We start from the raw sequence: 26,643 nt of genomic DNA, 5'->3' as shown, positions 1-26,643 counted from the left end.
CGAACACGGAAGTTAAGCTCTTCAGCGCCGATGGTAGTTGGGGGTCTCCCCCTGTGAGAGTAGGACGTCGCTAGGCACTAAGTCGTCACCGATTTAATCGGTGGCGGCTTTGTTTTTTTCTAAAATAAAACTTATATGACTCGGCAATTACTTTAAAGACTGTAAATTTGCTTAATCATTTATTCTAAATAAAATATCTATTTCCAGTAAAGAGAACTCTTTTATAAAGGGTTCTCTTTTTTATTATCCGAAATATTGTTACTACTAGGTGTTCAACTAGAACACTTGTAGTATACCTCTATTTAGTCTTATAATTACATAATACATTCCATATTTAGGAATCTAGAGGAGGCTCGCTAATGATTTATGTAATTAGGCATGGTCAAACTGACTTAAATAAAGAGAGAAGAATGCAAGGTAGAATGGGTTTGCCTTTAAATGAACATGGATTAAAACAAGCATTCGCATTAAAAAATGAACTCGAAGGTATAAGCTTTGATTACATATTTTCTTCTCCTCAAGAGAGAGCTATCCAAACTGCCGAAATTGTATCTGGAGATAAACCTAACATTGATGAAAGGCTTGATGTATATGATCTAGGCGAAGCTGATCGAGTACTTATAAGCGATATAAAAATGTCAGGTATCCTTCCAGATAAGGAGATATATGCGGGTGTTGAAGAGCCAAGTAGTTTTATTCGAAGAGTCTTTGAGTTTATGAAGGAATTAGAAAATAATTTTCAAAATCAAGAGGTCCATATTCTGATATCTGGACATAGGTGTACAACCGGGTGTATTGGGGCATATTTCGAAGGAGTACCTACTGACGGAAACATTTTAAAATTCTCATCCGAAACTGGATCTTATAAAACGTATCATTTTACATCTAAAGAAGGGGCTTCCAAATGAAGTACTTTCTTTTTTATCCTTATTTTCTTTTGGTAGATAAATTTAATTACTCTAGTATTCGCTTATAAAACTAATTAGGTTAATCCAGAAATAATTCACCAAGTATCAAGTTCATTTAGGATAGGGTACCCCGATTTTAATTAGGAACCGCTTTCGCATAATCTTTAGAATTCAAAAGTGCTACAATCAGGGTCATTTTTGCTACAATCAAGCTCATTTTTACTACAATCCCTCCTCACACTATCTCTAGAATCTCAACTGCTATAATCAGCGTCACTCTTACTTCAATCCCCTCAACTAATCCCACTTCCTTACAACCACACTTTTTCCCTTCAGCGATATGATTGATTCCATTCATATCGGGTATACATTTACTATCGATTTAATAACCTATCCATTGATGATCAACAGGATTATACAACTAAAAGTAAGGAGCTGGTACTATGCTAGAAAATGCATTTCTCATGGTAGCAATTATATTTGCTATTAACATCGTGTATGTAACACTTTCCACTACTAGGATGATTCTTACCTTAAAAGGGTATCGATATGTTGCGGCATTCATGAGTATAATAGAAACAACTGTTTATATAGTTGGGCTTGGTCTGGTATTAGATAATTTAGGCTCGATTCAAAATCTAATTGCCTATGCACTTGGATTCGGGACTGGTATTATTGTTGGTTCCAAGCTTGAAGAGAAGCTTTCCCTTGGGTATATTATGGTTAACGCCATCTCCCAGCAAAGTGATGTAAATAACCTGTCTAAGGTATTGCGTCATGAAGGTTATGGTGTGACCGATTGGACCGCCAATGGACTAGAAGGACATCGACAAGCGTTACAGATTCTGACACCAAGGAAGCATGAGCTAAAGCTATATAATCGATTAAAAGAGCTAGACCCTGGAATTTTTATCATTGCATACGAGCCTAAGACAATTCATGGTGGATTCTGGGAGAAGCGAGTCAGAAAGGGTAAATTATTTTCATGAAGAAAGAGACGAAATGGTTTGAAGTACAGGAAGATGAAAGTATCGCCACCTGTATGGAAAGAATGGCTGGGTTAGGCTATCAGGTAATGGGAAGAAAGGAAGAGCCCATATTTACGGAGATTGACGGAAAGCCTGTACCAACTAGACAATTAATCCTGTTAAAAGGAATAAAAGAAGTAGATAAGTAATAATATCATTTAAAACACGAACAATTTATTTGTTCGAAAAAAATATCGTTCGTTTTTTTGCGTTGACGTTACATAGTTAACTTGTTAAAATGAAGCTAGTACTAAACAATATCCCCATATATGCTAAAGAATGGGCTTTAGCGTCTCTACCAAGTCACCGTAAATGACAGGACTATGAGGGAAAGCAACTTTTGGATAATGCTAATAGGACGTGTTTTGATATGAGTAATACATGCACTTCCTATTAAGTAAGCTATTCCTTGAGTAAATTGCTTTTCTTCCGTAGAGAGCAGTTTATTCGGGGAATTTTTTTGTTTAAAGGAGCGGAAGATATGGAGAACAAGAAAATTGGTGTCATTATGGGGAGTGCCAGTGACTGGGATACAATGAAATATAGCTGTGAAATATTAGATGAATTACATATTCCGTATGAAAAACAGGTGGTATCTGCGCATCGTACACCAGATTTAATGTTCTCTTATGCAGAGCAGGCTAGAAGTAGAGGTATACAGGTGATTATAGCTGGAGCTGGAGGAGCTGCCCACTTGCCCGGGATGATTGCAGCGAAAACAACTATACCTGTCATCGGGGTTCCTGTTCAATCAAAGGCATTGAATGGGTTAGATTCTCTCTTGTCTATTGTACAAATGCCAGGAGGAGTACCAGTAGCTACAGTAGCAATAGGAAAAGCAGGTGCAACAAATGCTGGCCTTTTGGCTGCTCAAATATTATCAATTGAAGATGAGGGAATTGCAAATCGTCTCGAGAAAAGAAGGAAAGAAATAGAGAAACAGGTATTAGAAAGCAGTGGTGAATTGCAATGAGTAAAGTTATTTATCCAGGTCAAACAATCGGTATAATTGGTGGGGGACAGCTAGGTAGAATGATGGCACTTGCAGCTAAGGAAGCTGGGTTTAAGATAGCTGTATTAGAGCCGACAATGCTTTCACCTTGTGGGCAGGTAGCAGACATTCAAATTGTTGCTCCCTATGATGATGAGGCGGCGCTAGAAGAACTTGCAGAGGTTAGTGACGTAATTACATATGAATTTGAAAATATAGATTATGCAGGGTTAAAGAGACTAACGGAGATTGCCTATGTCCCACAGGGCGCAGAGCTTGTGAGAATCACGCAGGATCGCATCTTAGAAAAGCGGGAGATTCAAGCAGCAGGTGTACCGGTCGCAAAGTTCGTTGAAGCACAAAGCTATGAAGAATTAGAGCTTCAAATGGAGCAGATAGGATATCCATGTGTAGTAAAAACGACTAGAGGCGGCTATGACGGTAAGGGACAACAAATTATTCGTACAAGGGAAGAGATACTATTAGCTAAGCCATTATTTAAACATTCTCCCTGTATCATAGAAGCGTTTGTTCCTTTCACAAAAGAAATATCGGTCATTGTGCAAAGAAATGCAGACGGCCAGTCATATTGCTTGCCCATTGGGGAAAACATACATGTAAATCATATTTTGCATGAAACGATTGTACCTGCTAGAATAAGCAAGTCTTTGGAAAACAAAGCGGTTAAGGCTGCTAAACAAATTGCGGTTCATTTAAACCTTGTTGGTACACTTGCAGTAGAGATGTTCGTACTAAATGACCAGAATATTGTAATCAATGAATTGGCTCCTAGGCCTCATAACTCAGGTCACTATTCTATCGAGGCTTGCAATATTTCTCAATTTCACCAGCATATAAGAGCAATCTGTGGTTGGCCCCTAAGAGAGCCAAAGCTTTGGTCAAATGCTGTGATGGTCAATATTCTAGGACAGCATGTAGCACCCGTAATAAATTCTATTAGCAAGTATCCAGATTGGTCTGTGCATCTATATGGAAAAGCAGAGGCCAAGGAAAACCGTAAAATGGGCCATGTCACGATGTTAACCAAAGGGATAGAAAAAACCTTAGAAGAAATAGAAAGATCAAATATCTGGTCTTAAGATGGAGGAATAAAACATGATTGAACGCTATACACGCCCAGAAATGGGAGCAATTTGGACAGAACAAAACAAATACAATGCTTGGCTAGAGGTAGAGATTCTAGCATGTGAGGCTTGGGCAGAAATTGGAGATATACCGAAGGAAGATGTATTGGCACTTCGTAAAAATGCCTCCTTCTCCGTTGATCGTATTTTAGAAATTGAACAGGAAACAAGACATGATGTAGTAGCATTTACTCGTGCGGTATCCGAAACACTAGGAGAAGAGCGTAAATGGGTACATTATGGACTGACCTCTACAGACGTAGTAGATACAGCACTTTCTTATTTAATTAAGCAAGCGAACGTTATTCTTCGTAAGGATTTACACAACTTCATCGAAATTCTAGAGAACAAAGCGAAGGAGCATAAATATACGGTCATGATGGGGCGTACCCATGGTGTGCATGCAGAGCCTACCACCTTTGGTTTGAAGCTAGCGCTTTGGACAGAGGAAATGAAGCGTAATCTGGAACGCTTTGAAGCAGCTGCTAAAACGATTGAAACAGGAAAAATGTCTGGAGCAGTAGGAACCTATGCAAACATTGATCCTTTCGTAGAGAAATATGTATGTGAAAAGCTTGGGCTTGCAGCGTCACCAATTTCTACACAAACGTTACAGCGTGATCGTCATGCGCAATATATGAGCACATTAGCTTTAATTGCTACCTCCATCGAGAAATTTGCAACAGAGATTCGTGGACTTCAAAAATCAGAAACTCGTGAAGTCGAGGAGTTCTTTGCGAAAGGACAGAAGGGATCCTCTGCAATGCCTCATAAGCGTAACCCAATTGGATCTGAGAACATGGCGGGTCTTGCTCGTTTGATCCGTGGATATATGATGACGAGTTATGAAAATGTTTCCCTTTGGCATGAAAGAGATATCTCTCATTCATCCGCAGAGCGTGTAATCTTACCAGATGCAACGATTGTATTGAACTACATGTTAAATCGTTTCGGGAACATCGTGAAAAACCTAACTGTGTTCCCAGAGAATATGAAACGCAACATGGATTCTACGCTAGGCTTGATTTATTCACAGCGTGTCTTGCTGGCTCTAATCGATAAAGGACTTGCACGTGAAGAAGCGTATGATACAGTGCAACCGCTTGCGATGAAGGCTTGGGAAACACAAACTGCTTTCCGTAACTTTGTTGAAAGTGAAGAGAAGATTACTTCTTTATTAACAAAAGAAGAGCTTGATGATTGCTTTGATTATAACTATCACATTCAGCATGTGGACATGATTTTTGAACGCTTAGGATTGAACTAAATATTTCTTTGAATTGTGGCAGTCTAACTGGCTGCCCTATTCAAAGGTCTATCTGATTTGGGGGAATTCATTGTGGAAAAAGGTCGTCTATTATACGAGGGCAAGGCAAAGCAATTATTCGAAACAGCGGATGAGAACCTATTATTTGTTTCCTATAAGGATAGCGCAACAGCGTTCAATGGAGAGAAAAAAGAAGAGGTAGATGGTAAGGGAATTTTAAATAATAAAATTACTACGATTCTTTTTGAACAATTAAAGAAGCAAGGCATCAACTCTCATTTTGTGAAGCAATTATCAGAGAACGAGCAGCTGGTCCGCAAGGTGGACATTATTCCTTTAGAGGTTGTCGTTCGCAATATAGCAGCTGGCAGTCTATCAAAGAGATTAGGTTTGGAGGAAGGAACTCCGTTAAAGCATCCAATTGTGGAATTCTACTATAAGGATGATAAATTGGGAGATCCACTGCTGACAAATGCTCATCTTGCACTATTAGATATTGCCTCTCCTAAGGAATTAGCGACCTTAGAAGCAATGGGCCTAGAAATCAATCAAGTACTTCAACCAATCTTTCAAGAGATTGGTGTCACATTAGTAGATTTTAAACTGGAGTTTGGAAAAACGGCAGAGGGAGATATCATTCTTGCAGATGAAATTTCTCCTGATACTTGTCGATTATGGGATAGCGAGACAAACAAGAAGCTAGATAAAGACGTATTTCGCCGCAATTTAGGTAGCCTGACAGAAGTTTATGAAATCATACTTGCCCGCCTAGGAGGACTTACTCAATGAAAAAAGTAAAAGTTTATGTGACTCTTCGTGAGAGTGTACTTGACCCACAAGGATCCGCTGTGATGGGAGCTCTTCATTCCATGAATTACAACGAAGTGAAGGATGTTCGTATCGGAAAATATTTAGAGCTTCAGGTAGAGGAAGAATCTCGTGACTTAGATATAGTAGTAAGAGAAATGTGTGAAAAGCTTTTAGCCAATACGGTTATTGAAGACTACCGTTATGAGGTGGAGGAGGTTACCTTCCAATGAAGTTTGCGGTAATCGTTTTTCCAGGCTCTAACTGTGATTTAGATATGTATCATGCGATCAAGGATGAGCTTGGAGAAGAAGTGGAGTATGTATGGCATGATGAGAAGGACTTAAGCGACTATGATGCAATTTTACTCCCGGGCGGGTTCTCTTATGGTGATTATTTACGTTGTGGGGCTATTTCAAGGTTTTCAAATGTAATGTCGGAGGTAGTGAAGGCTGCAGAAGCAGGGATTCCGATTCTAGGTGTTTGTAATGGGTTTCAGGTTTTAACTGAGGCAGGTCTGCTGCCAGGGGCATTGCTGCGAAACAAGAATCTAAAGTTTATGTGTCGTACAGTTAGTCTGAAAGTAGAAAACAATGAAACGATCTTCACTGCTGGCTATGAAAAGGAGCAAGTAATCCAAATTCCAATAGCTCACGGAGAAGGAAATTACTACTGTGATGAAGAAACATTAGCGTCTTTGAAGGCAAACAATCAAATTGTATTTACTTATGCGGATAACCCGAATGGTAGTGTGGAAAATATCGCAGGTATTGTGAATGAAAGAGGAAATGTCCTTGGTATGATGCCTCACCCGGAGCGAGCGGTAAACGAATTGATGGGTGGAAATGATGGCTTAGCGTTATTTCAATCAATCGTCAAACAGTGGAGGGAATCTCATGTCAATCTTGCTTGAACCGAATCCGGAGCAAATAAAGGAACAAAAACTATATGCTCAAATGGGGATGTCTGATGAAGAATTTGAACTGGTAGAAAAAATTCTAGGCAGACTTCCAAATTACACGGAAACAGGATTGTTTTCTGTGATGTGGTCCGAGCATTGCTCCTATAAAAATTCAAAGCCTGTTTTACGTAAGTTTCCAACAAAGGGTCCTCAGGTTCTACAAGGTCCTGGTGAAGGAGCAGGAATTGTTGATATTGGAGATGGTCAAGCGGTTGTTTTTAAAATGGAATCTCATAACCATCCCTCTGCTATCGAACCTTACCAAGGAGCAGCTACTGGAGTAGGAGGAATTATCCGAGATGTATTTTCCATGGGTGCTCGTCCTATTGCATTGTTGAACTCTCTGCGTTTTGGAGAGCTGAAAACTCCTAGAGTAAAGTATTTGTTTGAAGAGGTTGTCGCGGGAATTGCTGGCTATGGGAACTGTATAGGTATTCCTACGGTGGGTGGAGAAATTCAGTTTGATGACTGCTATGAAGGCAATCCATTGGTCAATGCTATGTGTGTTGGGTTGATCAATCATGAGGATATCCAAAGAGGCATAGCAGCCGGTGAAGGGAATATCGTCATGTATGCTGGCGCGAAAACTGGTCGTGATGGAATTCATGGAGCAACATTTGCTTCTGAGGAATTAAATGAAGACTCCGAGCAAAAGCGTCCTGCTGTCCAAGTTGGAGACCCTTTTATGGAAAAGCTTTTATTAGAAGCCTGCCTAGAAGTAATTAAATCAGATGCTATTATTGGTATCCAGGATATGGGTGCTGCTGGTCTTACTTCCTCTTCAGCAGAAATGGCCTCAAAGGCTGGTTATGGAGTAGAGATGAATCTGGATCTGGTTCCACAGCGTGAAACTGGGATGACGCCATATGAAATGATGCTCTCTGAATCTCAGGAGCGTATGCTAATCGTCGTTAAAAAGGGACGTGAAGTTGAAATAGTCGAAATCTTTGAAAAGTACGGACTTGACTGTGTTGCAGTAGGGAAAGTAACAAACGATAAAATGCTTCGACTTCTTCATAAAGGAGATATTGTGGCAGAGGTACCAGCTGATGCCCTTGCTGAAGAGGCACCTGTTTACAACAAGCCAACGAAGGTACCAGCTTACTTTGAAGAATTCCAAGCGATGGAGAATGAAGAGCCTAAGGTCTCTAATTATAAAGAAGCATTACTTCAGCTTCTTCAGCAGCCGACCATTGCATCAAAGGAATGGGTTTACGATCAATATGACTATCAAGTAAGAACTAGTACGGTAGTAACTCCAGGCTCTGATGCCGCAGTAGTACGTGTACGAGGTACAAATAAAGGCTTGGCTATGACAACAGACTGTAATTCTCGTTATATCTATTTAGACCCAGTAACTGGAGGAAAGATAGCAGTTGCTGAGGCAGCTCGTAACGTTGTCTGCTCTGGTGCGAAACCATTAGCGATAACCGATTGCTTAAACTTTGGGAACCCTGAGAATCCAGAAATCTTTTGGCAGTTAGATCAATCTGCAGAAGGAATTTCCGCAGCTTGTCTTGCTTTGGAGTCACCAGTAATCGGAGGAAATGTTTCCTTATACAATGAGCGAAGTGGCAGTGCCGTGTATCCAACTCCAACGATAGGGATGGTTGGACTTGTGGAGGATCTTGCTCATGTTACGACTCAAGTAGTTAAACAGCCTGGAGACGTTATCTACTTGGTTGGGGAAACGAAAACAGAATTTGGTGGCTCAGAGCTACAAAAGCTTCTGGAGAAAAGAATTTACGGAAAAGCTCCTTCCATCGATTTAGAGGTAGAGGCAGCTCGTCAACAAGCTATATTAAAAGCGATTCAAGCAGGAATCGTCCAGTCTGCTCATGACGTAGCAGAAGGTGGACTTGCTGTTGCCCTTGCCGAGAAAACGTTCGGGGCAAAAGGGCTTGGATTAGAAGTGACACTAGAGGGATCAGTAGTTACAGCTTTATTTAGTGAATCTCAATCTCGATTCTTACTAACGGTGAAGCCGGAAGAGGCTATATTATTTGAAGAAATGGTGACGGATGCGGTGAAAATTGGAAGTGTCACTAATACGAGCGAGCTTGTTATTTCTACAACGGACGGGGCTGAATGGATACGTGGTTCTGTAGAAGAATTCCATGCTGCTTGGAAGGGAGCAATACCATGCTTACTGAAATCAGAGGCTTAAATGAGGAATGTGGCGTTTTCGGTATTTGGGGACACCCCCAGCCTGGTGCCATGAGCTATTATGCATTACACGCTTTACAGCATAGAGGGCAAGAGGGTGCTGGTATTGTCGTGACAGATGGAAAGTACCTTCGTGCAGTAAAAGGAGAAGGGCTGGTCAATGATGTATTTTCTAATGGGAAGCTAGAGTTATTGGACGGCCATGCAGCTATTGCACATGTTCGTTATGCAACAGCAGGTGGTTCTGGTATAGAAAACGTACAGCCACTATTATTCAATTCAACTACCGGAAGCTTGGCGATTGCTCATAATGGCAATATCGTGAATGCTACACGCTTAAAGCGAAACTTAGAGCAACAGGGCAGTATTTTTCAAACGACCTCCGATACAGAGGTGTTAGCTCATTTATTAAAAAAGAGCAGACTGCCATCCTTTGAGGAACGTGCGAAGCAGGCACTTCGATTAATTGAAGGAGCATTTGCTTTCTTGATTCTCACAGAGGACGGCATGCTCGTTGCACAGGATCCACAAGGGATGAGACCGTTGTCGCTTGGCAAGCTGGGTGCTGCTTGGGTAGTAGCTTCTGAAACAAGCGCCTTCGATTTAATTGGTGCAGAGCTGATTCGCTCCATTGAACCTGGTGAACTACTAATTATCAATGATGAAGGTTGTCGCTCAGAGCGATATGTTGAGAAAAGGGATCGTGCAATTTGTACGATGGAATATGTCTATTTCTCACGACCAGATTCCGATATCGATGGAATCAATATTCATATGGCTAGAAAGCGTCTGGGAAAACAGCTTGCTAAGGAAATCCACATAGAAGCAGATGTCGTTACTGGAGTACCGGATTCCAGTATCTCAGCAGCCATTGGTTTCTCGGAGGCGACTGGCATTCCGTATGAATTAGGGTTAATTAAAAACCGCTATGTTGGTAGAACATTTATACAGCCTTCTCAGGATTTGCGTGAGAGAGGGGTAAAAATGAAGCTATCGCCAGTTCGTCAGGTAGTAAAAGGGAAGCGAGTGGTAATGGTCGATGACTCGATTGTTCGTGGTACTACTTCCAAACGTATAGTGAACATGCTGAAGGAAGCTGGAGCGAAGGAAGTTCATGTAGTCATAAGCTCATCGCCTCTTAAAAACCCTTGCTTCTATGGTATCGACATTAGTACAGACTCTGAGTTAATCGCAGCAAACCATAATATTGAGGAAATGTGCGAGTTAATAGGAGCAGACTCTCTTTCCTTTCTTTCTGTAGAAGGAATGGTGGAGGCAATCGGAAGACCACAGGGAGAACGAAACTGTGGACATTGCTTGGCATGCTTCACGGGAGAGTATCCGACAGATATATTTCCAGATACAAAATTACCGCATGAAAAAGAGCTTGTTCGATAGGAGGAAGTACGGTGTCAAAGGCATATGAAAAGGCTGGAGTTAACATCGAGGCTGGCTATGAAGCAGTAGAAAGAATGAAAGTGCATGTCGAACGTACGGCAAGAAAAGGAATCATGGGGGCTTTCGGAGGCTTCGGAGGAATGTTTGATTTGTCCTCATTGAATTTTAAAGAACCTGTGTTGATTTCTGGGACAGACGGGGTTGGAACAAAGCTGAAGCTGGCCTTTATGACGGATAAGCATGATACGATAGGCATTGATTGTGTAGCGATGTGTGTGAACGATATTGTTGCCCAAGGAGCAGAGCCTTTATTCTTCTTAGACTATGTGGCAGTTGGGAAGGCTGTCCCTGCACGTATTGAACAAATCGTCAAAGGAGTTGCTGATGGCTGTGTACAATCGGGTGCTGCTTTGATTGGTGGAGAAACAGCTGAAATGCCAGGTCTTTATGAGGAAGATGAGTATGATTTAGCTGGTTTTGCAGTTGGCGCTTGTGAAAAATCAAATATCGTAACAGGTGACCGTATTCAAAAAGGAGATGTCTTGATAGGCCTAGCCTCTAGTGGCATTCACTCCAACGGTTATTCATTGGTTCGCAAAATAGTATTTGAAGAAAATGGCTTAGAAGTAAATTCCATAGTGGATGGATATGAAACATTAGGGGAAATTGGTCAAGCTTTATTAACCCCAACCAAGATCTATGCAAAGCCTGTCATGGCCATGCACCAGGAGCTAGATATACATGGGATGGCACATATCACCGGCGGAGGATTATATGAAAACCTACCTCGTATGATGCCGGACGGCTTAGCGGTAGAAATAGAGCTAGGATCATGGGATGTACTGCCGATTTTTCATTTCTTAAAGGATAAGGGACAGCTGGCGGATAAAGACTTATATAATGTTTTTAATATGGGAATTGGCTTTGTAGTCGCTTTACCAGAAAAAGATGTAGAACGTGCATTAGCAATAGCAGAAGCTCGTGGAGAAAAAGCCTATGAAATCGGTCGAGTGGTAGCTGGTAAGGGTGTATTGTTTAACGGCTCTCATGATGGGAGCTTAGTGAAATGAGTCAGGGACCAAGGTTTGCGGTGTTTGCCTCTGGGAGTGGCAGTAACTTTCAAGCAATAATAGAGGCCATGAATAAGGGAGAGCTAAGTGGGGAGCTAGTACTAGTAGTTTCTGATAAACCAGATGCCTATGTACTGGAACGGGCAAAAACGACTGGAGTAGAAGCGATAGCGATATCTCCGTCCTCCTTTCCTTCCAAGGAAGCATATGAGCAAGGTATCTTAGAACAGCTTCTCGAAAGGGACATTGAGTGGATTGTGCTCGCAGGGTACATGCGATTAATAGGGGAGGTTTTATTAACCACCTATGAAAATCGCATCGTCAATATCCATCCATCCTTGCTACCGGCTTTCCCTGGGAAGGATGCAATTGACCAAGCGCTGAAGCATGGAGTAAAGGTCACTGGGGTTACCGTTCATTTAGTGGATAGCGGGATGGATACAGGACCTATCTTAGCCCAGCAAGCTGTTGAGGTTGTGTTGGATAATAAAGAAGCAACAGAGAAAAGAATTCATGCGGTGGAGCATGAACTGTACGCAAAGACATTACAACATTTGTGGGGTCGTTAGAAAGAGAACATTCATGAGGGACTATGAGGACAAGTGTGTCTTATCTTTTCCCTTTTTTCATTCTTGACCATGTATATGTATTTTGTGTATTTCTAAATTAAAGGAGGAAACAATGGTGTCTAAACGTGCATTGGTTAGTGTGTCAGATAAATCAGGGATTCTTGAGTTTGCAAAAGAGCTGGAGACGCTTGGTTACGAAATATTATCTACAGGCGGGACTGCTTCTTATCTAGAACAGAATGGAGTAGCAATCACACCTGTTGACCAGGTAACAAATTTTCCAGAGATTTTGGATGGTCGAGTAAAAACATTACACCCAATGATTCATGGGGGCTTACTTGCCAAGCATGGTGATCCGTCTCACCAGCAACAGCTTACGGAACATAGCATCACTCCGATTCAACTTGTTTGTGTAAATTTATATCCTTTCCGTGAAACTATTTCAAAGCCAGGAGTTACCGTAGAGGATGCAATCGAAAATATAGATATTGGTGGACCTTCTATGCTTCGCTCAGCTGCTAAAAATCATCAATACGTGACAGTTCTTACGGATAGTAAGGATTACGAGGAAGTTATTGCTCAACTAAAGGAAACAGGGGAAACAACCTTTGAAACTCGACGTAGACTAGCAGCAAAGGTTTTTAGACATACAGCCTCTTATGATGCACTCATAGCAGATTATATGAACAATTTGACTGGGGAAGACTTCCCGGAGCTTTTAACACTTACATATGAACGCAAGCAAGCACTACGCTATGGAGAAAACCCACATCAGCAGGCGGCATTCTACCAAAAGCCACTTGGCTCTGATTTTTCAATTGCCTCTGCTAAGCAGTTGCATGGGAAGGAGCTCTCCTATAACAATATTCAAGATGCAAACGCCGCTATTCAAATGGTGAAGGAATTTGAGTTACCTGCAGCCGTTGCGGTGAAGCATATGAACCCATGTGGCGTAGGAACAGGAAATTCCATCTCTGCTGCTTTCCAAAAGGCATACGAAGCTGACTCTACTTCTATTTTCGGAGGCATTGTGGCACTAAATAGAGAGGTGGATGCTTCAACAGCGAAGCAATTAGCTGGCATCTTTTTAGAAATCATTATTGCTCCTTCCTTCTCAGACGAAGCAATTGCCATGCTTACTGCAAAGAAAAATATTCGTTTATTGACTATCTCTTACGAACAGTCCAAAAAGGATAAATGGAATACTGTTTCTGTGGAAGGTGGCCTGCTTATTCAATCTCCTGATAGTTATGGATTGCAGGAAGCTGAGCTTAAAGTGGTAACAGACCGTGAACCGACAGAGGAAGAGTGGAAAGCAATGACACTGGGATGGAATGTTGTAAAACACGTGAAATCTAATGCCATTGTGGTAGCGACAGAGGATATGACAATTGGCATTGGTGCGGGTCAGATGAACCGAGTTGGCTCTGCAAAGATTGCACTGGAGCAAGCTGGAGAGAAAGCAAAGGGAGCGGCACTAGCTTCAGATGCATTTTTCCCAATGAATGATACCGTAGAAGCAGCTGCAAAGGCAGGTATTACGGCAATTATTCAAACTGGTGGCTCTGTGAAGGATCAAGATTCTATCAACAAAGCAAATGAATATGGAATTGCAATGGTATTTACTGGGGTACGTCATTTTAAACACTAAGGGGGCAAATGTATGAAAGTGCTTGTAGTTGGTAGTGGTGGTCGTGAGCATGCGATTGCTAGGCAATTTAAACATGCTCCTTCTGTAACGGATGTCTATGTTGCCCCAGGAAATATAGGGATGAGGGATGTTGCAAATCTTGTGCCGATCGATGCATTGGCTTTTACAGAGCTAGCAGCCTTTGTGAAGGAGCATGCAATTGATATAACCTTTGTTGGTCCCGAGCAGCCGCTAGCGGAGGGCATTGTGGATTATTTTCAATCTCAGGGATTGACTATCTTTGGCCCAACAAAGGCTGCAGCACAAATTGAAGGCAGTAAATCCTTTGCGAAGGAACTAATGAAAAAATACGGTATACCAACAGCCTCGTACGAAACCTTTACAGAGGTGGCAGCAGCCAAAGCATACATCGAACAGATGGGAGCACCAATAGTAATCAAGGCAGATGGATTAGCTGCTGGAAAGGGAGTAGTTGTTGCCACGACCAAAGAAGAGGCTTTCCATGCGGTGGACGAGATGATTGGTAATCAGCTATTTGGAGAATCCTCCTCTCGAGTGGTAATCGAAGAATTCTTAGACGGGGAAGAATTCTCTTATATGTCTTTTGTACATCAAGGACAGATTTATCCAATGGTTATCGCACAAGATCACAAGCGCGCATACGACGGGGATTTAGGACCGAATACTGGGGGGATGGGAGCTTACTCCCCAGTGCCTCAAATTTCAGATGAAGTGGTGAAAGAAGCTTACGAAACGATTGTAGTCCCTACTGTCCGAGCTATGGAGGAAGAAGGAATTCCATTCACCGGAATATTGTACGCAGGGCTGATTCTAACTTCCGAGGGTCCTAAGGTTATTGAATTTAATGCTCGCTTTGGGGATCCTGAAACGCAAGTAGTATTGCCGCGTATGACAAGTGATTTTGGAGAGTTTATGAAAGCTCTCATGAACGGTGATCCCTTTCAACTTGAGTGGTCAGAGGAAGCAATGCTGGGAGTTGTAATTGCTGCAGAAGGCTATCCGCTGAACCTTAAGAAGGGAGCAGCCCTCCCAGATTTAAGCGGGCTAGACGAGCTAGACATTTTCCATGCAGGGACACAGCTCCAAGGTGAGCAATATATTGCCGAAGGGGGGCGTGTCATTCTAGTTGCCGTAAAAAGCAAAACTCTACTAGAAGCGCAGCAACAAGTTTATAAAGGCTTGGCTACATTAAAATGGGATGGCCTTTTCTATCGTAAAGATATTGGCTGGCGAACGTTTCAATAATAGATTTAAAAAAGGCATCAGCGGTGATGCCTTTTTATATGGATACATAGCTATTTCAAGCGGACCTAGGCTATGCCCTTCCACCAATTTGAATGAGAGTAAGATCTGGCTAACCGAGAATAAATATGGGCCGAACGAGAGTAAACCGGCTATTTGAGAGTAAATCCCGTCCGAACGAGAGTAAGTTCCCGTCGAACGAGAGTAAAGGAAAGCCAACCGAGAGTAATTCCACAACCGATTCAAAGCGGACCTAGGCCATGCCCTTTCACCAATTTAACCGAGAGTAAAGTTGGGCTATCCGAGAATAAAACCCAGCCGACCGAGAGTAAACCGGCTATTTGAGAGTAAATGCCGTCTATCCGAGAGAGAATCCCGGCCGAACGAGAGTAACGGAAAGACAACCGAGAGTAACACCACAACCTGTTTCAAGGGGACCTAAGCCATGCCCTTGCACCAATTTAACCGAGAGTAAAGTTGGGTCATCCGAGAATAAAACCCAGCCTAAAGAGAGTAAACCGGCTATTTGAGAGTAAATGCCGTCTATCCGAGAGAGAATCCCGGCCGAACGAGAGTAACTATCCACCGAACGAGAGTAACGGAAAGCCAACCGAGAGTAACGCCAAAACCAAATTCAAACCTAGGCCGATATACTTCGGAATGAGCACGTTGCTACCCATATAATCATGTATAATAAATTTAGCGAATATTCTATAAGAGGTGAAAAGTATCGTGCTGGTTACAGACTTAGTTGAGCTAGAAGAATCCGGAGTAGACGGCAATGGTTGTTACTGCCTTCGCAGTAAAGCAAAATCTGTTGGATACCAAAACAAAAATAATTGGGTAAAAAGAATGTTTCAGGATGGCCTTAAATATGTAAAACTAATGGAAGATGGAAAACCTCTAGGTTTCATAGAATACATCCCTATTGAGCATTCCACCAGAGTGGTATTTGGAGAGAATTATATAGTTATCCATTGTCTTTGGGTGCAAGTAACAGGAAAAGGACATGCATCCAGACTGATTCAAAAATGTATTCAGGATGCAAAGGAACAAAAGAAGAATGGAATCGTTGTGGTGACAAATTCTACTACCTCTTGGACACCGAGTAAGGAAATCTTCCTGAAAAATGGGTTTCATCAAATAGACCATGCTCCTGGTGATTTTGAGCTGCTAGTATATAAGTTTGGGGAGTCTGAAGATCCCTACTTTCCGACGGATTGGAAAGAGAGATTGCGTCGCTTTGAGAAATTGACGATTTTAAGGACACCGCAGTGCCCATTTTTAGACATAGCAACTGACAATGTCTTAGAAGGGGCTAAAAAACTAGGGATAGCAGCGAGAATCATAGAGATAGAAGATAGAGAGGAATTGCTTAAGCTGTCTCCTACACCGTATGGAGTTTACGGAGTGATTTTTAAGAATAATCTCCTGACCTACCATAGATTAACGGTTCACTCTGCCATGAAAAAGTTAAAGTGGCTGCTGTAAACCTTCACGCTTTCCGTACAGGATAGTACTATCTAACAATTTTACAAATTTGTACATCTTTTGTCTGATATCTTATCAGAATTTACTAAAAATACAATTCAGTGCTTTGCTTTGCTAAAGTACTATGCTACTATTATTTTTATGAATAATAGTAGAAAGGAGTAGAGGCCATATGCATTACCCGCTTTGGAAAATCGAAGAGATTCGAGACCAGCTTGAAGTTATCAATAAATCAAAAGCTCCGGATATCCTCATTAAAAATGCTACATACCTGCATAGCCATTTAAAAAAATGGATAAATGGAAACATATGGATTAAAAAGGATCGTATTGTATATGCAGGCTTAGAAATGCCACTTATAACCGAGCAGACAGAAGTATATGATGCGGCAGGACAAAAGGTTGTACCTGGCTATATCGATCCTCATGTACACCCCTTTCAATTGTATAATCCACAAACTTTTTCTGACTATGCAGCTCAGTTAGGCACGACGACGTTTATTGCTGATAATTTATTTTTATTCTTAATGCTTGAAAACAAGAAAGCGTTTTCAATTATGGATCAGCTTCAACGGTTACCCTTTTCTTTTTACTGGTGGGCTCGCTTTGATTCCCAAACAGAGCTGGAGAACGAGGAACAGCTTTTTAACTCCAAGACAGTTGGAGACTGGATTGAGCGTCCTGATGTGATAATGGGGGGAGAACTGACAGGGTGGCCAAGGCTTCTTTCTGGTGATGACCAGATGCTTTATTGGATGCAACAGGCTAAGAGAAATGGCATGAAAATTGAAGGGCATTTTCCAGGTGCATCTGAAAAAACATTGGCAAAGATGAGATTACTTGGAGCTGATGGTGACCATGAATCGATGACAATCGAGGAAGTAGAAAGAAGAATTTTGCATGGATATGCTGTGACTCTTCGCCACTCTTCTATCAGACCAGATTTACCTAATCTATTGAAAGATATTTTAGAGAAGGATTTACGCATCTTCGATCATGTCATGATGACAACGGATGGTTCTACTCCTTCCTTCCATCAAGATGGCTTGATGGATAAGTGTATCCAAGTTGCATTAGATGCAGGGGTATCTCCAATAGATGCTTATTTGATGGCTTCCTTCAATCCTGCGAAGTATTATAATATATCTAATTTACACGGGGTAATAGCGACTGGTCGATTTGCTAATCTAAATTTCTTGGAAGATGAAAACAATCCTGTTCCAGTTAGTGTGTTGTCTAAAGGAGTTTGGGTAAGGAAGGACGGTAAGAAGCTGAAGTGCTTTGATGAAATAGATTGGTCACATATCCCAAGCTTAAATTTAGACTTTAGCCTAACAGAGGACGATTTTCAGTTTTCTATGCCGTTTGGAATTGAGATGGTGAATGACGTGATTACCAAACCATATTCCATAAACGTAGATACAACGGACAATGAATTATCTACTAATCATGATGAAAGCTTCCTGCTTTTAATAGATAGAAATGGGAAGTGGAAGGTTTCTACATTGATTAAGGGCTTTGCGACCTCCCTTCAAGGCTTTGCATCCTCTTATTCTAATACTGGTGATATATTGCTCATCGGAAAAAATAAGAAGTGTATGCTACATGCATTTGAAAAGATGAAAGAAATGCAAGGTGGAATTGTCATTGTGGAGAACGAACATGTTGTTTGCTCTATTAATCTGCCAATCGGGGGAAGCTTATCGGACAAGTCTATGGAAGATCTCATGCAACAAGAGCTAATATTAAAGAGAGAATTAGCTGCAAGAGGCTTTAAGCATGGAGATGCAATTTATACGCTGCTATTTTTACAATCGACGCACTTGCCATATGTCCGTATTACACAAAGAGGAATATTTGATGTAATGAAGAAACAAGTATTGTTTCCAGCAGTAATGAGGTAGGAGGAAAACCTGTGTTAAAAAAATGGGGAATTGTGTTTGCTGTGAGTCTGCTTTTAGTAGGCTGTTCAAAAGATAAAATAGAAGAAGAAGCTGTGGAAGATGAGTTGGAAGAAGAAATAATAGAAGAGATAGAGGAAGAGAAGCCAGTTGTTTTGCCATACACTGCTCCATTCACTGGGGAAGGCTCAGAGGTTAAATTAACCCAGCGTCCAATTTTAGTGACCATTAATAACCATCCATTGGCTCGTCCTCAATCAGGATTGGAAGAAGCAGATATCATTTATGAGATGCTGGCAGAAGGGAATGTCACTAGATTTCTAGCCCTTTACCAAAGTGAGCTTCCTGCAGAGATTGGTCCTGTAAGGAGTGCTAGAGATTATTTTATTAATATTGCAAAAGGTCTAGATGCCTTTTATGTAGCACATGGGTATAGTCCTGATGCAAAAAGCATGTTAGAGTCTCGTGTAGTTGATCATATAAATGGAATGCAATATGATGGTATTCTATTTAAGCGGTCCTCTGAACGAAAAGCTCCACATAATTCCTATATTACAGGGGAGGATGTACTGGCTGGTGCAGAAAAAGTAGGAGCTTCTATGGAAATCGATAAGATTCCTTCTCTTTCCTTCTATGAATCGCCAGAGGGAGCGAAAATTGGCACTCCTGCTTCTAGTGTGACCATTCGCTATGGTTCTGGTACAAGCTTTGAAAATGAATATATCTATCAAGAAAATGAAGGAATATACCAACGAAAGTCTAATGGTGTTGTAACGGCTGATAAGGATTCTGAAACGCCATTAAAAATATCGAATGTCATTTTTATGGAAATGCCTCATCGGGTAATTGATAATGCAGGAAGACAAGATGTTACCTTAACAGGGGAAGGAAAGGCTTATCTTTTCCAAGCAGGTATTATGAAGGAAATTGAGTGGAAAAATATCGATGGTGTATTAATACCGATGGAAAATGGCGTACCAGCTAAGCTGGTACAGGGGCAAACGTGGATTAGCTTCGTTCCAACCAGTCCTGGCCTTTCCACCATGGTTAAGTATTTGCCATAGAAAGGGATGAAAGAAATGCAGATTGATAAAATAAAGGGGCCTCAAACAGACCAGCTATTTAAAGCAATACTACAACTGAAGGATATAGATGAATGCTACAGATTCTTTGATGATCTCTGTACAATTAGCGAGATTCAATCATTAGCACAACGGTTAGAAGTTGCACACTTGCTTCGTTTGAAAAAAACTTATGAGTCTATAAAAAAAGAAACAGGAGCAAGTACCGCTACCATTTCTCGTGTTAGAAGAGCATTCGACTACGGAAACGAAGGCTATGATGAAATGTTAAGTCGTCTTTATCCAGAAGAGCAAACCTTCCTGTCTAATAAGGAAGAGGAAAGAAAATAATAGCAACTTACTGAACAGCCATGTCTGTTCAGTTTTTTTGTTATAATAAAGTGATATTACAATACTAGACGTAGGTGAAAAAATGGACTATAAAGAATGGCGACATATATTTAAGCTTGACCCAGCAAAGGATATATCTGCGGATGACTTAGAGAAGGTATGTGAATCAGGTACCGATGCCATTATAATTGGTGGCTCTGACGGAGTAACATTAGACAATGTCATTGAGCTACTTATGAGAATTAGACGATATGCAGTGCCGGTTGCACTGGAGGTTTCTACAATAGAGAGTCTTACACCAGGTTTTGATTACTATTTTATTCCAAGTGTATTGAACAGCAATGATACAAAATGGGTGAAGGATCTGCATCATCAGGCGATGAAAGAATACGGCGAGCTGATGAACTGGGAGGAAATTATTCCAGAGGGTTATTGCATATTAAATCCTGCATGTAAAGCAGCGGCTTTAACAAGTGCTCAGCCTGTAAATGCTGTGGAAGACATTGTTGCGTATGCCCAAATGGTAGAGCATATGTTCAAATTTCCTATTTTTTATATGGAGTATAGCGGGAAATATGGGGACGTGGAAGCAGTGAAGGAAGTAAGGAAGCACCTGCAGCATACGAAGCTGTTTTATGGCGGAGGAATCTGTACAGAGGCCCAGGCAAAAGAGATGGCAAAGTATGCAGATACGATTGTTGTAGGAAATCATGTTTATGATAACCTAACAGAGGCACTAAGAACAGTGCAAGCAGTAAAAGGAAAATTGAGTTAGAAGCCATAGAGAGTTATAATGTTAAGAACAAATGTTCTGCAAAAGGAAGTGTTCGTATGGAGATAATTACCAAAAACCTCTTGCAAGGGATGAATCCGGAGCAAGAAAAGGCAATAAAGACAACAGATGGACCATTATTGATTATGGCTGGAGCAGGCTCTGGTAAAACAAGAGTCCTTACTCATCGGATTGCTTATTTGCTTGTTGAAAAGGAAGTTTATCCGTCTAAAATTTTAGCGATAACTTTTACTAACAAGGCTGCACGAGAGATGAGGGAGCGTATAGATAAAATCTTAGGTCCTGGCACGGGTGAAAGTATGTGGGTGTCTACCTTCCACTCTATGTGTGTTCGGATATTAAGAAGAGATATCGACCGCCTTGGTTTTTCTCGCAGCTTTTCTATTTTAGATACTTCAGATCAGCTAACGGTGATAAAAAATATATTAAAAGAACAAAATATAGACCCAAAACGCTATGATCCACGTTCTATGCTAAATGCTATCAGCAGCGCGAAGAACATTTGTATAGACGAGGAAACATATGAAGCCCAAATGAATGAGCATAATCCTTTTGAAAAGACTGTGGCTCAAGTATACAAGGCTTACCAAAAGCGTTTGCGTAAAAATCAATCGTTGGATTTCGACGATTTAATTATGACCACTCTTACTTTGTTTAAGCGTGTCCCAGATGTTTTAGAATACTATCAAAATCGTTTTCAGTACATTCATGTGGATGAGTATCAGGATACGAATAAGGCGCAGTATGAGCTAGTTCAACTATTGGCACAAAAGTTTAAAAACATTTGTGTAGTGGGTGATTCTGACCAATCGATCTATCGATGGCGTGGAGCAGACATTCAAAACATCCTTTCTTTTGAAAAGGACTATCCAGAGGCTGAAGTCATCATGCTAGAGCAAAATTACCGTTCCTCTCAGCGGATACTTCAAGCAGCAAATGATGTCATTTCAAACAACCAAAGTAGATACCCAAAGGTTCTGCGGACTGAAAATATGGAAGGCGAAAAGGTTGAGTTATTTAGAGCGACAGACGAGCAGCAAGAGGCTCAATTTGTAGTTCAAAAAATACAGGAACTAATGGAATTAGAGAATAGAACATTAAATGATTTTGCCATTCTCTATCGCACGAATGCCCAATCGCGTGTGATGGAGGAGGTATTGGTAAAATCTAATATGGCCTATACGATTGTAGGAGGCACGAAGTTCTATGATCGAAAGGAAATTAAGGATTTATTAGCATATCTTCGTTTAATCGCTAACAACGACGATGATCTTTCGCTATCCAGAATTATTAATGAACCTAAGAGAAATATCGGTGCTACATCCTTTGAGCGAATGGCAGTATATGCCTTGGAGCAGGATCGCTCTATATTAGATGCATTGAATGAAGTTGATTTTATGGGCTTGCCTCCAAGGGCTGTTAAATCAGTGGTAGAATTTCATTCTCTTATTAGAAATCTCACACAGATGCAGGAGTTTCTATCTGTAACAGAGATTGTGGAACAGGTGCTGGATAAAACGGGATATCGTGCAATGCTAAAAAATGAGAATACAATTGAAGCGGAAAGTCGATTAGAGAACATTGAGGAGTTTTTATCCGTTACCAAGGCCTTTGAAGAGAAGAGCGAGGATAAATCGCTTGTTGCCTTTTTAACCGACTTGGCTTTAATTTCGGACATCGATAAGCTTGATGAAGACCAGGATGTATCGCAAGGAAACATTATCCTAATGACGATGCATGCTGCTAAGGGTCTAGAATTCCCAGTAGTTTTTATTATCGGAATGGAGGAAAACATTTTCCCGCATTCACGCTCCATTGGAGACAACGAGGAAATGGAAGAGGAAAGACGACTTGCTTACGTGGGAATCACGAGAGCCGAGGAAAGATTATTCCTTACATGCGCACAAGCTCGTACTATCTTCGGGCGAGGAAGCTATAACAGTCCTTCTCGTTTTATAGGTGAGATTTCCGATGACATTATAGAAGTGGTTGGCTGGACAAGAGACTTCCGCAAAAACAAAACGAGAGAGGTCGAATCAGTTTCACCTACTACCTTAAGACGTGCAGTCTCTAGACCTGCTTATCAAACAACTGGTGGCGAGAAGATGGGCTGGAAGGTTGGAGACAAGGCGAAGCACAAGACTTGGGGAGAAGGTATGGTTGTTAGCGTTCGTGGGGAAGGTGAGAATACAGAAGTAGATATCGCTTTTCCGAGCCCTACTGGAATTAAGCGCCTGCTTGCTAAATTTGCACCAATTGAAAAAGTATAATCTTACTTAGCGGAGGAAAGCCCAATGGAGATGAATAAAATAGAACGTGTGAAGGAGCTTCACAAAATACTTCATGAATATGGATATGCTTATTACGTATTAGATGCACCTATCGTGCCTGATGCGGTGTATGACCAATATCTGCAAGAGCTTATTGCTTTAGAAAAGGAAAATCCTGATTTAATTTTCCCAGATTCTCCTACCCAGCGAGTAGGCTTGACCGTAAGTGAGGGTTTTAAAAAAGTAACCCACGCATATCCAATGCTAAGCCTAGCAAATGCCTTTGATGAGGAAGACCTCCGTGACTTTGATAAGCGAATTCACAATATAATTGGTAGGACTCCTACTTATATTTGTGAGCTGAAAATAGATGGCTTGGCTGTTTCTCTTCTTTATGAAAATGGACAGCTTATAAGAGGGGCAACTCGTGGAGATGGAACTACAGGAGAAGATATTACTAGTAATATTAAAACCATTCGAGCTGTTCCTTTACGATTGAAAGATGAGGTCACCATTGAGGCTAGAGGAGAGGCCTACATGCCAAAATCCTCTTTCCTCAAGCTCAATGAGGCTCGTGCAGAACGGGGAGAAGAGCTTTTTGCCAATCCTCGAAATGCAGCTGCTGGTTCCTTAAGACAGCTAGATCCAAAGATTGCTGCAAGCCGGAATCTTTCTGTCTTTATATACGGACGTGGTGGCAATGGAGAAGAGCTAGGCTTAGAAACACACCTAGAGGCTCTAGAATTTATGAAGACGTTAGGTCTACCAACTAATAAAGAAACGAGAAAATGTGAAACAATCGAAGAAGTTTTAGCGTTTATTGAAGAGTGGACTGAAAAGAGAAATGATATCCCGTATGAAATTGATGGTATCGTTATAAAGGTTAATAACTATGCGGAGCAGGAGGAGCTCGGCTTCACAGCGAAGAGCCCACGTTTTGCAATTGCCTATAAGTTTCCGGCTGAAGAAGTTGTCACAACTATATTAGGAGTAGATTTGACAGTAGGTAGAACTGGTGTGGTTACTCCTACTGCACTACTTGAGCCTGCGCAGGTGGCAGGAACTACCGTTCAGCGTGCATCCTTGCATAACGAGGATTACATTAAAGAAAAAGATATCCGGATAGGAGATCGTGTGGTTATTCGAAAGGCTGGCGATATAATTCCAGAGGTTGTGGAGGTTATCACTCAAGAACGTAAGGGCCATGAAGAGCCGTACATTATGCCGACACATTGTCCAGTCTGTGACAGTGAACTTGTCCGCATTGAGGAGGAAGTTGCATTACGCTGTGTGAATCCTCAATGTCCTGCTCAAATAACAGAGGGTATTTACCACTTTGCTTCACGTAATGCAATGAATATTGAAGGTCTGGGTGGAAAGGTCGTAGAGCAATTATATAGAGCGGAGCTTGTGAAGGATGTTTCTGATTTATATAAACTGACGGTAGAAGATCTTATTCAATTAGAGCGAATGGGTACAAAATCTGCAACAAATCTTGTTACGGCAATTCAAGGATCAAAAGAAAACTCGATGGAGCGAGTATTGTTTGGTCTTGGGATTAGACACATTGGAGAAAAGGCAGCGAAAATTCTTGCTGAAAAGTTTCATAGCTTCGATGCTTTGATGGCTGCTAATCGGGAAGAAATTACGGCAATCCATGAAATCGGAGAGAAGATGGCAGATTCTTTAGTGACTTATTTTGAGCAGGAGGAGGTTCGGGAGTTAATAGAACGTCTAAAAGCTGCAGGGTTACCATTAAGATACACAGGAAAAATTATTGATGTATCCGCATTAGAAAATAGCCCATTCGCCGGTAAGACAGTAGTGCTAACTGGAAAGCTGACTCAGCTGACACGAAACGAGGCAAAGGAAAAAATAGAATCATTAGGTGGCAATGTAGCGGGAAGTGTAAGTAAAAAGACAGATTTAGTAATTGCAGGAGAAGACGCTGGTTCAAAGCTTGAGAAAGCCACTAGCCTTGGAATTGAAATCTGGGATGAACAAAAGCTGCTTGACCACTTAGAGGAATAAAAGGAGTTTTTGACATGGTCAAAAAATTTATGGGGATGACATCCCTAGCAACTCTGCTATTCGTAACAGGTTGTACACCTTCTACGGATGAAGGGACAGAGGTACTTCAAACGGAGGAAGAGTCTAGAAAATCAGTCATCATCTCTGATGTGCAAATAGACGATAACTATTACAAAACACTTTTGCCATATGAAGAAAGTGCAAGTAGAGGTTTGGTAGTTTCCAATATGGCAACAAAATATGACATGAAGGAAGTTGAGACCGGCTTACTACGTCTTTCTCAAAACCAGTTTTCTCCAGATAATTACTTCTTTCAAGAGGGTCAATATTTATCAAAGGAGACCATTTCATCTTGGCTAGCAAGAAGTAACCAGACAAAGGACGGTTTAAATCCAGATGATATGGGGCTAACAGGAGAAGAAAAAGCAAAAAAAGCACCTGTATATGTTACCCATATAGTGGAGCAAAACTATTTAGAAAGAGTAGATGATACCGTTCGCCTTGCAGGAATATCTATCGGTGTTTCTTTAAATTCTATTTATTACTATACAAAGGAAGACTACGGTGCAACCTATGAGGAAAAGCTTTCAAATGAACAAATAAAAGAAAATGGCCAGAAGATCGCTAATGAGATTGTAAGCAGAATGAGAGCGATGGAAGGATTAGAGGATATTCCAATCGTTGTAGGGCTCTTCAAACAAAATAGTCGAAATGCAATTGTTCCGGGTACTTATTTTTCTTACGGAGTAGCTACCGGCTCAGGAATCTCCGAGTGGGAAGAGATAGATGAAGAATATGTGCTGTTCCCCACTTCAGATGCGGAAGAAAAATATCGTGATATCAATACAATGTTTAAGCACTTTAAGCAAGACATTGACGAATATTTTTCTAACTACACAAGTGTCATTGGTACGGGATTCTTTAAGGACCAAGGTCTTCAGGAGCTTGCGATTAACATCCCGATACAGTTTTACGGAACCTCAGAAGTAATTAGCTTTACACAATATGTAGCAGGCTTGATCCCAGCTCATTTTAAAAAAGAAATGAATGTAGAAGTTCAAATCAATTCCTTGGATGGAGCAGAAGCACTCCTTATTAAAAAGTCAGGAGAAGAAGAGCCTTTCGTTCATATCTACACCCAGTAGACATGAACAAGGGCGCTCTGTTCAATTAGTGCGAAAAATGATATGATATTTCTTATGTTTATCGAATTCGGAGGTGTAAAAAATGGCAAATATCTCAAAAGAGGAAGTTAAGCACGTAGCACACTTGGCAAGACTAGCAATTACAGAAGAAGAGGCAGAAATGTTTGCGGAGCAGCTGGCGGCGATTACAAAGTTTGCGGATGAATTAAACGAGCTTGACACTACTGACGTTCCACCTACAACTCATGTATTGCCACTAGTGAATGTTCTTCGTGAAGACACACCAGTACCAGGATTAGACAGAGAAAAAATGATGTTAAATGTAAAAGACCAAGAGAATGGTCACGTTAAGGTTCCGAAAATTATTGAATAAATGA

24 protein-coding genes, 1 rRNA gene and 1 riboswitch are annotated in these 26,643 nt (G+C 41.1%); all 25 genes read left to right on the top strand.

Annotation, left to right across the window (positions count from 1 at the left end):
- Positions 1–76: ribosomal RNA gene (rrf, locus tag AC1VU3_RS12640) — 5S ribosomal RNA — on the top strand; the annotation flags it as partial.
- A gap of 283 nt (positions 77–359) precedes the next feature.
- Positions 360–908 (top strand): histidine phosphatase family protein, encoded by a 549-nt coding sequence (locus AC1VU3_RS12635; RefSeq protein WP_480388882.1) that lies wholly within the window; start codon positions 360–362, stop codon positions 906–908.
- Between the two features lie 443 nt (positions 909–1,351).
- Complete coding sequence (locus AC1VU3_RS12630; protein ID WP_480388883.1) at positions 1,352–1,897, top strand: DUF2179 domain-containing protein; 546 nt, start codon at positions 1,352–1,354, stop codon at positions 1,895–1,897.
- On the top strand, positions 1,894–2,085 hold the full coding sequence (locus AC1VU3_RS12625; RefSeq protein WP_480388884.1) for an NETI motif-containing protein: 192 nt from the start codon (positions 1,894–1,896) through the stop codon (positions 2,083–2,085). Before AC1VU3_RS12630 ends, AC1VU3_RS12625 begins: the two co-directional genes overlap by 4 nt.
- Before the next feature lie 94 nt (positions 2,086–2,179).
- A riboswitch (purine riboswitch) is annotated at positions 2,180–2,280 on the top strand.
- A gap of 137 nt (positions 2,281–2,417) precedes the next feature.
- Positions 2,418–2,909: a 5-(carboxyamino)imidazole ribonucleotide mutase gene (purE, locus tag AC1VU3_RS12620; protein ID WP_480388885.1), complete on the top strand. Its 492-nt coding sequence runs from the start codon at positions 2,418–2,420 to the stop codon at positions 2,907–2,909.
- Positions 2,906–4,027 carry a 5-(carboxyamino)imidazole ribonucleotide synthase gene (gene purK / locus AC1VU3_RS12615; RefSeq protein WP_480388886.1) on the top strand — a complete coding sequence of 374 codons (1,122 nt, stop codon included), beginning with the start codon at positions 2,906–2,908 and terminating at the stop codon, positions 4,025–4,027. The genes purE and purK overlap by 4 nt, the downstream gene beginning before the upstream one ends.
- 16 nt (positions 4,028–4,043) lie before the next feature.
- Positions 4,044–5,339, top strand: a complete 1,296-nt coding sequence (gene purB, locus AC1VU3_RS12610; protein WP_480388887.1) for an adenylosuccinate lyase — start codon at positions 4,044–4,046, stop codon at positions 5,337–5,339.
- Positions 5,340–5,411: 72 nt separating this feature from the next.
- A complete protein-coding gene (purC, locus tag AC1VU3_RS12605; RefSeq protein ID WP_480388888.1) occupies positions 5,412–6,128 on the top strand; it encodes a phosphoribosylaminoimidazolesuccinocarboxamide synthase in 717 nt (238 codons plus the stop codon).
- Positions 6,125–6,379 carry a phosphoribosylformylglycinamidine synthase subunit PurS gene (purS, locus tag AC1VU3_RS12600; protein WP_480388889.1) on the top strand — a complete coding sequence of 85 codons (255 nt, stop codon included), beginning with the start codon at positions 6,125–6,127 and terminating at the stop codon, positions 6,377–6,379. The genes purC and purS overlap by 4 nt, the downstream gene beginning before the upstream one ends.
- Positions 6,376–7,059: a phosphoribosylformylglycinamidine synthase subunit PurQ gene (purQ, locus tag AC1VU3_RS12595; RefSeq protein WP_482983661.1), complete on the top strand. Its 684-nt coding sequence runs from the start codon at positions 6,376–6,378 to the stop codon at positions 7,057–7,059. The genes purS and purQ overlap by 4 nt, the downstream gene beginning before the upstream one ends.
- On the top strand, positions 7,043–9,274 hold the full coding sequence (purL, locus tag AC1VU3_RS12590) for a phosphoribosylformylglycinamidine synthase subunit PurL (protein WP_482983660.1): 2,232 nt from the start codon (positions 7,043–7,045) through the stop codon (positions 9,272–9,274). The genes purQ and purL overlap by 17 nt, the downstream gene beginning before the upstream one ends.
- Complete coding sequence (gene purF / locus AC1VU3_RS12585) at positions 9,250–10,671, top strand: amidophosphoribosyltransferase (protein ID WP_482983659.1); 1,422 nt, start codon at positions 9,250–9,252, stop codon at positions 10,669–10,671. Before purL ends, purF begins: the two co-directional genes overlap by 25 nt.
- An 11-nt stretch (positions 10,672–10,682) precedes the next feature.
- Positions 10,683–11,741 carry a phosphoribosylformylglycinamidine cyclo-ligase gene (purM, locus tag AC1VU3_RS12580; protein ID WP_482983658.1) on the top strand — a complete coding sequence of 353 codons (1,059 nt, stop codon included), beginning with the start codon at positions 10,683–10,685 and terminating at the stop codon, positions 11,739–11,741.
- Positions 11,738–12,310, top strand: a complete 573-nt coding sequence (gene purN / locus AC1VU3_RS12575; RefSeq protein WP_480388894.1) for a phosphoribosylglycinamide formyltransferase — start codon at positions 11,738–11,740, stop codon at positions 12,308–12,310. Before purM ends, purN begins: the two co-directional genes overlap by 4 nt.
- Positions 12,311–12,425: 115 nt before the next feature.
- On the top strand, positions 12,426–13,961 hold the full coding sequence (purH, locus tag AC1VU3_RS12570) for a bifunctional phosphoribosylaminoimidazolecarboxamide formyltransferase/IMP cyclohydrolase (RefSeq protein ID WP_482983657.1): 1,536 nt from the start codon (positions 12,426–12,428) through the stop codon (positions 13,959–13,961).
- 12 nt (positions 13,962–13,973) lie between these two features.
- Complete coding sequence (gene purD, locus AC1VU3_RS12565) at positions 13,974–15,227, top strand: phosphoribosylamine--glycine ligase (RefSeq protein WP_482983656.1); 1,254 nt, start codon at positions 13,974–13,976, stop codon at positions 15,225–15,227.
- Between the two features lie 729 nt (positions 15,228–15,956).
- Positions 15,957–16,715, top strand: coding sequence for a GNAT family N-acetyltransferase (locus tag AC1VU3_RS12560; RefSeq protein WP_482983655.1), 759 nt, complete (start codon positions 15,957–15,959; stop codon positions 16,713–16,715).
- 172 nt (positions 16,716–16,887) lie between these two features.
- Entirely contained in the window at positions 16,888–18,618 is a 1,731-nt protein-coding gene (locus AC1VU3_RS12555) for an adenine deaminase C-terminal domain-containing protein (RefSeq protein WP_482983654.1), read from the top strand.
- Positions 18,619–18,629: 11 nt separating this feature from the next.
- The gene (locus tag AC1VU3_RS12550) at positions 18,630–19,679 is read left to right on the top strand and encodes a DUF3048 domain-containing protein (protein WP_482983653.1); all 1,050 of its coding nucleotides are present in this window, start codon (positions 18,630–18,632) and stop codon (positions 19,677–19,679) included.
- Positions 19,680–19,694: 15 nt separating this feature from the next.
- The gene (locus tag AC1VU3_RS12545) at positions 19,695–20,027 is read left to right on the top strand and encodes a YerC/YecD family TrpR-related protein (RefSeq protein WP_480388900.1); all 333 of its coding nucleotides are present in this window, start codon (positions 19,695–19,697) and stop codon (positions 20,025–20,027) included.
- Between the two features lie 82 nt (positions 20,028–20,109).
- Positions 20,110–20,802 (top strand): heptaprenylglyceryl phosphate synthase, encoded by a 693-nt coding sequence (pcrB, locus tag AC1VU3_RS12540; RefSeq protein WP_482983652.1) that lies wholly within the window; start codon positions 20,110–20,112, stop codon positions 20,800–20,802.
- 56 nt (positions 20,803–20,858) lie between these two features.
- The gene (gene pcrA, locus AC1VU3_RS12535; RefSeq protein ID WP_482983651.1) at positions 20,859–23,090 is read left to right on the top strand and encodes a DNA helicase PcrA; all 2,232 of its coding nucleotides are present in this window, start codon (positions 20,859–20,861) and stop codon (positions 23,088–23,090) included.
- A 30-nt stretch (positions 23,091–23,120) separates the two neighbouring features.
- Complete coding sequence (ligA, locus tag AC1VU3_RS12530) at positions 23,121–25,121, top strand: NAD-dependent DNA ligase LigA (protein ID WP_482983664.1); 2,001 nt, start codon at positions 23,121–23,123, stop codon at positions 25,119–25,121.
- 14 nt (positions 25,122–25,135) lie between these two features.
- Entirely contained in the window at positions 25,136–26,266 is a 1,131-nt protein-coding gene (locus AC1VU3_RS12525) for a CamS family sex pheromone protein (RefSeq protein WP_482983650.1), read from the top strand.
- Positions 26,267–26,348: 82 nt separating this feature from the next.
- Entirely contained in the window at positions 26,349–26,639 is a 291-nt protein-coding gene (gatC, locus tag AC1VU3_RS12520) for an Asp-tRNA(Asn)/Glu-tRNA(Gln) amidotransferase subunit GatC (RefSeq protein WP_480388904.1), read from the top strand.
- Positions 26,640–26,643: the final 4 nt, after the last annotated feature.

The sequence above is a fragment of the Psychrobacillus sp. Z16_25 genome (genome assembly GCF_056856695.1).
Note: the sequence above shows the minus strand (reverse complement) of the source record. Positions and strands in the feature narration are given on the sequence as shown.

Excerpts from the sequence above, each read along its gene's own strand:
- purL (WP_482983660.1), top strand. The coding sequence starts at position 7,043 with ATGTCAATCTTGCTTGAACCGAATCCGGAGCAAATAAAGGAACAAAAA.
- AC1VU3_RS12555 (WP_482983654.1), top strand. The coding sequence starts at position 16,888 with ATGCATTACCCGCTTTGGAAAATCGAAGAGATTCGAGACCAGCTTGAA.
- AC1VU3_RS12630 (WP_480388883.1), top strand. The coding sequence starts at position 1,352 with ATGCTAGAAAATGCATTTCTCATGGTAGCAATTATATTTGCTATTAAC.
- purD (WP_482983656.1), top strand. The coding sequence starts at position 13,974 with ATGAAAGTGCTTGTAGTTGGTAGTGGTGGTCGTGAGCATGCGATTGCT.
- purQ (WP_482983661.1), top strand. The coding sequence starts at position 6,376 with ATGAAGTTTGCGGTAATCGTTTTTCCAGGCTCTAACTGTGATTTAGAT.
- purB (WP_480388887.1), top strand. The coding sequence starts at position 4,044 with ATGATTGAACGCTATACACGCCCAGAAATGGGAGCAATTTGGACAGAA.
- AC1VU3_RS12625 (WP_480388884.1), top strand. The coding sequence starts at position 1,894 with ATGAAGAAAGAGACGAAATGGTTTGAAGTACAGGAAGATGAAAGTATC.
- purF (WP_482983659.1), top strand. The coding sequence starts at position 9,250 with ATGCTTACTGAAATCAGAGGCTTAAATGAGGAATGTGGCGTTTTCGGT.
- AC1VU3_RS12635 (WP_480388882.1), top strand. The coding sequence starts at position 360 with ATGATTTATGTAATTAGGCATGGTCAAACTGACTTAAATAAAGAGAGA.
- purS (WP_480388889.1), top strand. The coding sequence starts at position 6,125 with ATGAAAAAAGTAAAAGTTTATGTGACTCTTCGTGAGAGTGTACTTGAC.
- purE (WP_480388885.1), top strand. The coding sequence starts at position 2,418 with ATGGAGAACAAGAAAATTGGTGTCATTATGGGGAGTGCCAGTGACTGG.
- AC1VU3_RS12545 (WP_480388900.1), top strand. The coding sequence starts at position 19,695 with ATGCAGATTGATAAAATAAAGGGGCCTCAAACAGACCAGCTATTTAAA.
- pcrA (WP_482983651.1), top strand. The coding sequence starts at position 20,859 with ATGGAGATAATTACCAAAAACCTCTTGCAAGGGATGAATCCGGAGCAA.
- purN (WP_480388894.1), top strand. The coding sequence starts at position 11,738 with ATGAGTCAGGGACCAAGGTTTGCGGTGTTTGCCTCTGGGAGTGGCAGT.
- gatC (WP_480388904.1), top strand. The coding sequence starts at position 26,349 with ATGGCAAATATCTCAAAAGAGGAAGTTAAGCACGTAGCACACTTGGCA.
- ligA (WP_482983664.1), top strand. The coding sequence starts at position 23,121 with ATGAATAAAATAGAACGTGTGAAGGAGCTTCACAAAATACTTCATGAA.
- AC1VU3_RS12525 (WP_482983650.1), top strand. The coding sequence starts at position 25,136 with ATGGTCAAAAAATTTATGGGGATGACATCCCTAGCAACTCTGCTATTC.
- purK (WP_480388886.1), top strand. The coding sequence starts at position 2,906 with ATGAGTAAAGTTATTTATCCAGGTCAAACAATCGGTATAATTGGTGGG.
- pcrB (WP_482983652.1), top strand. The coding sequence starts at position 20,110 with ATGGACTATAAAGAATGGCGACATATATTTAAGCTTGACCCAGCAAAG.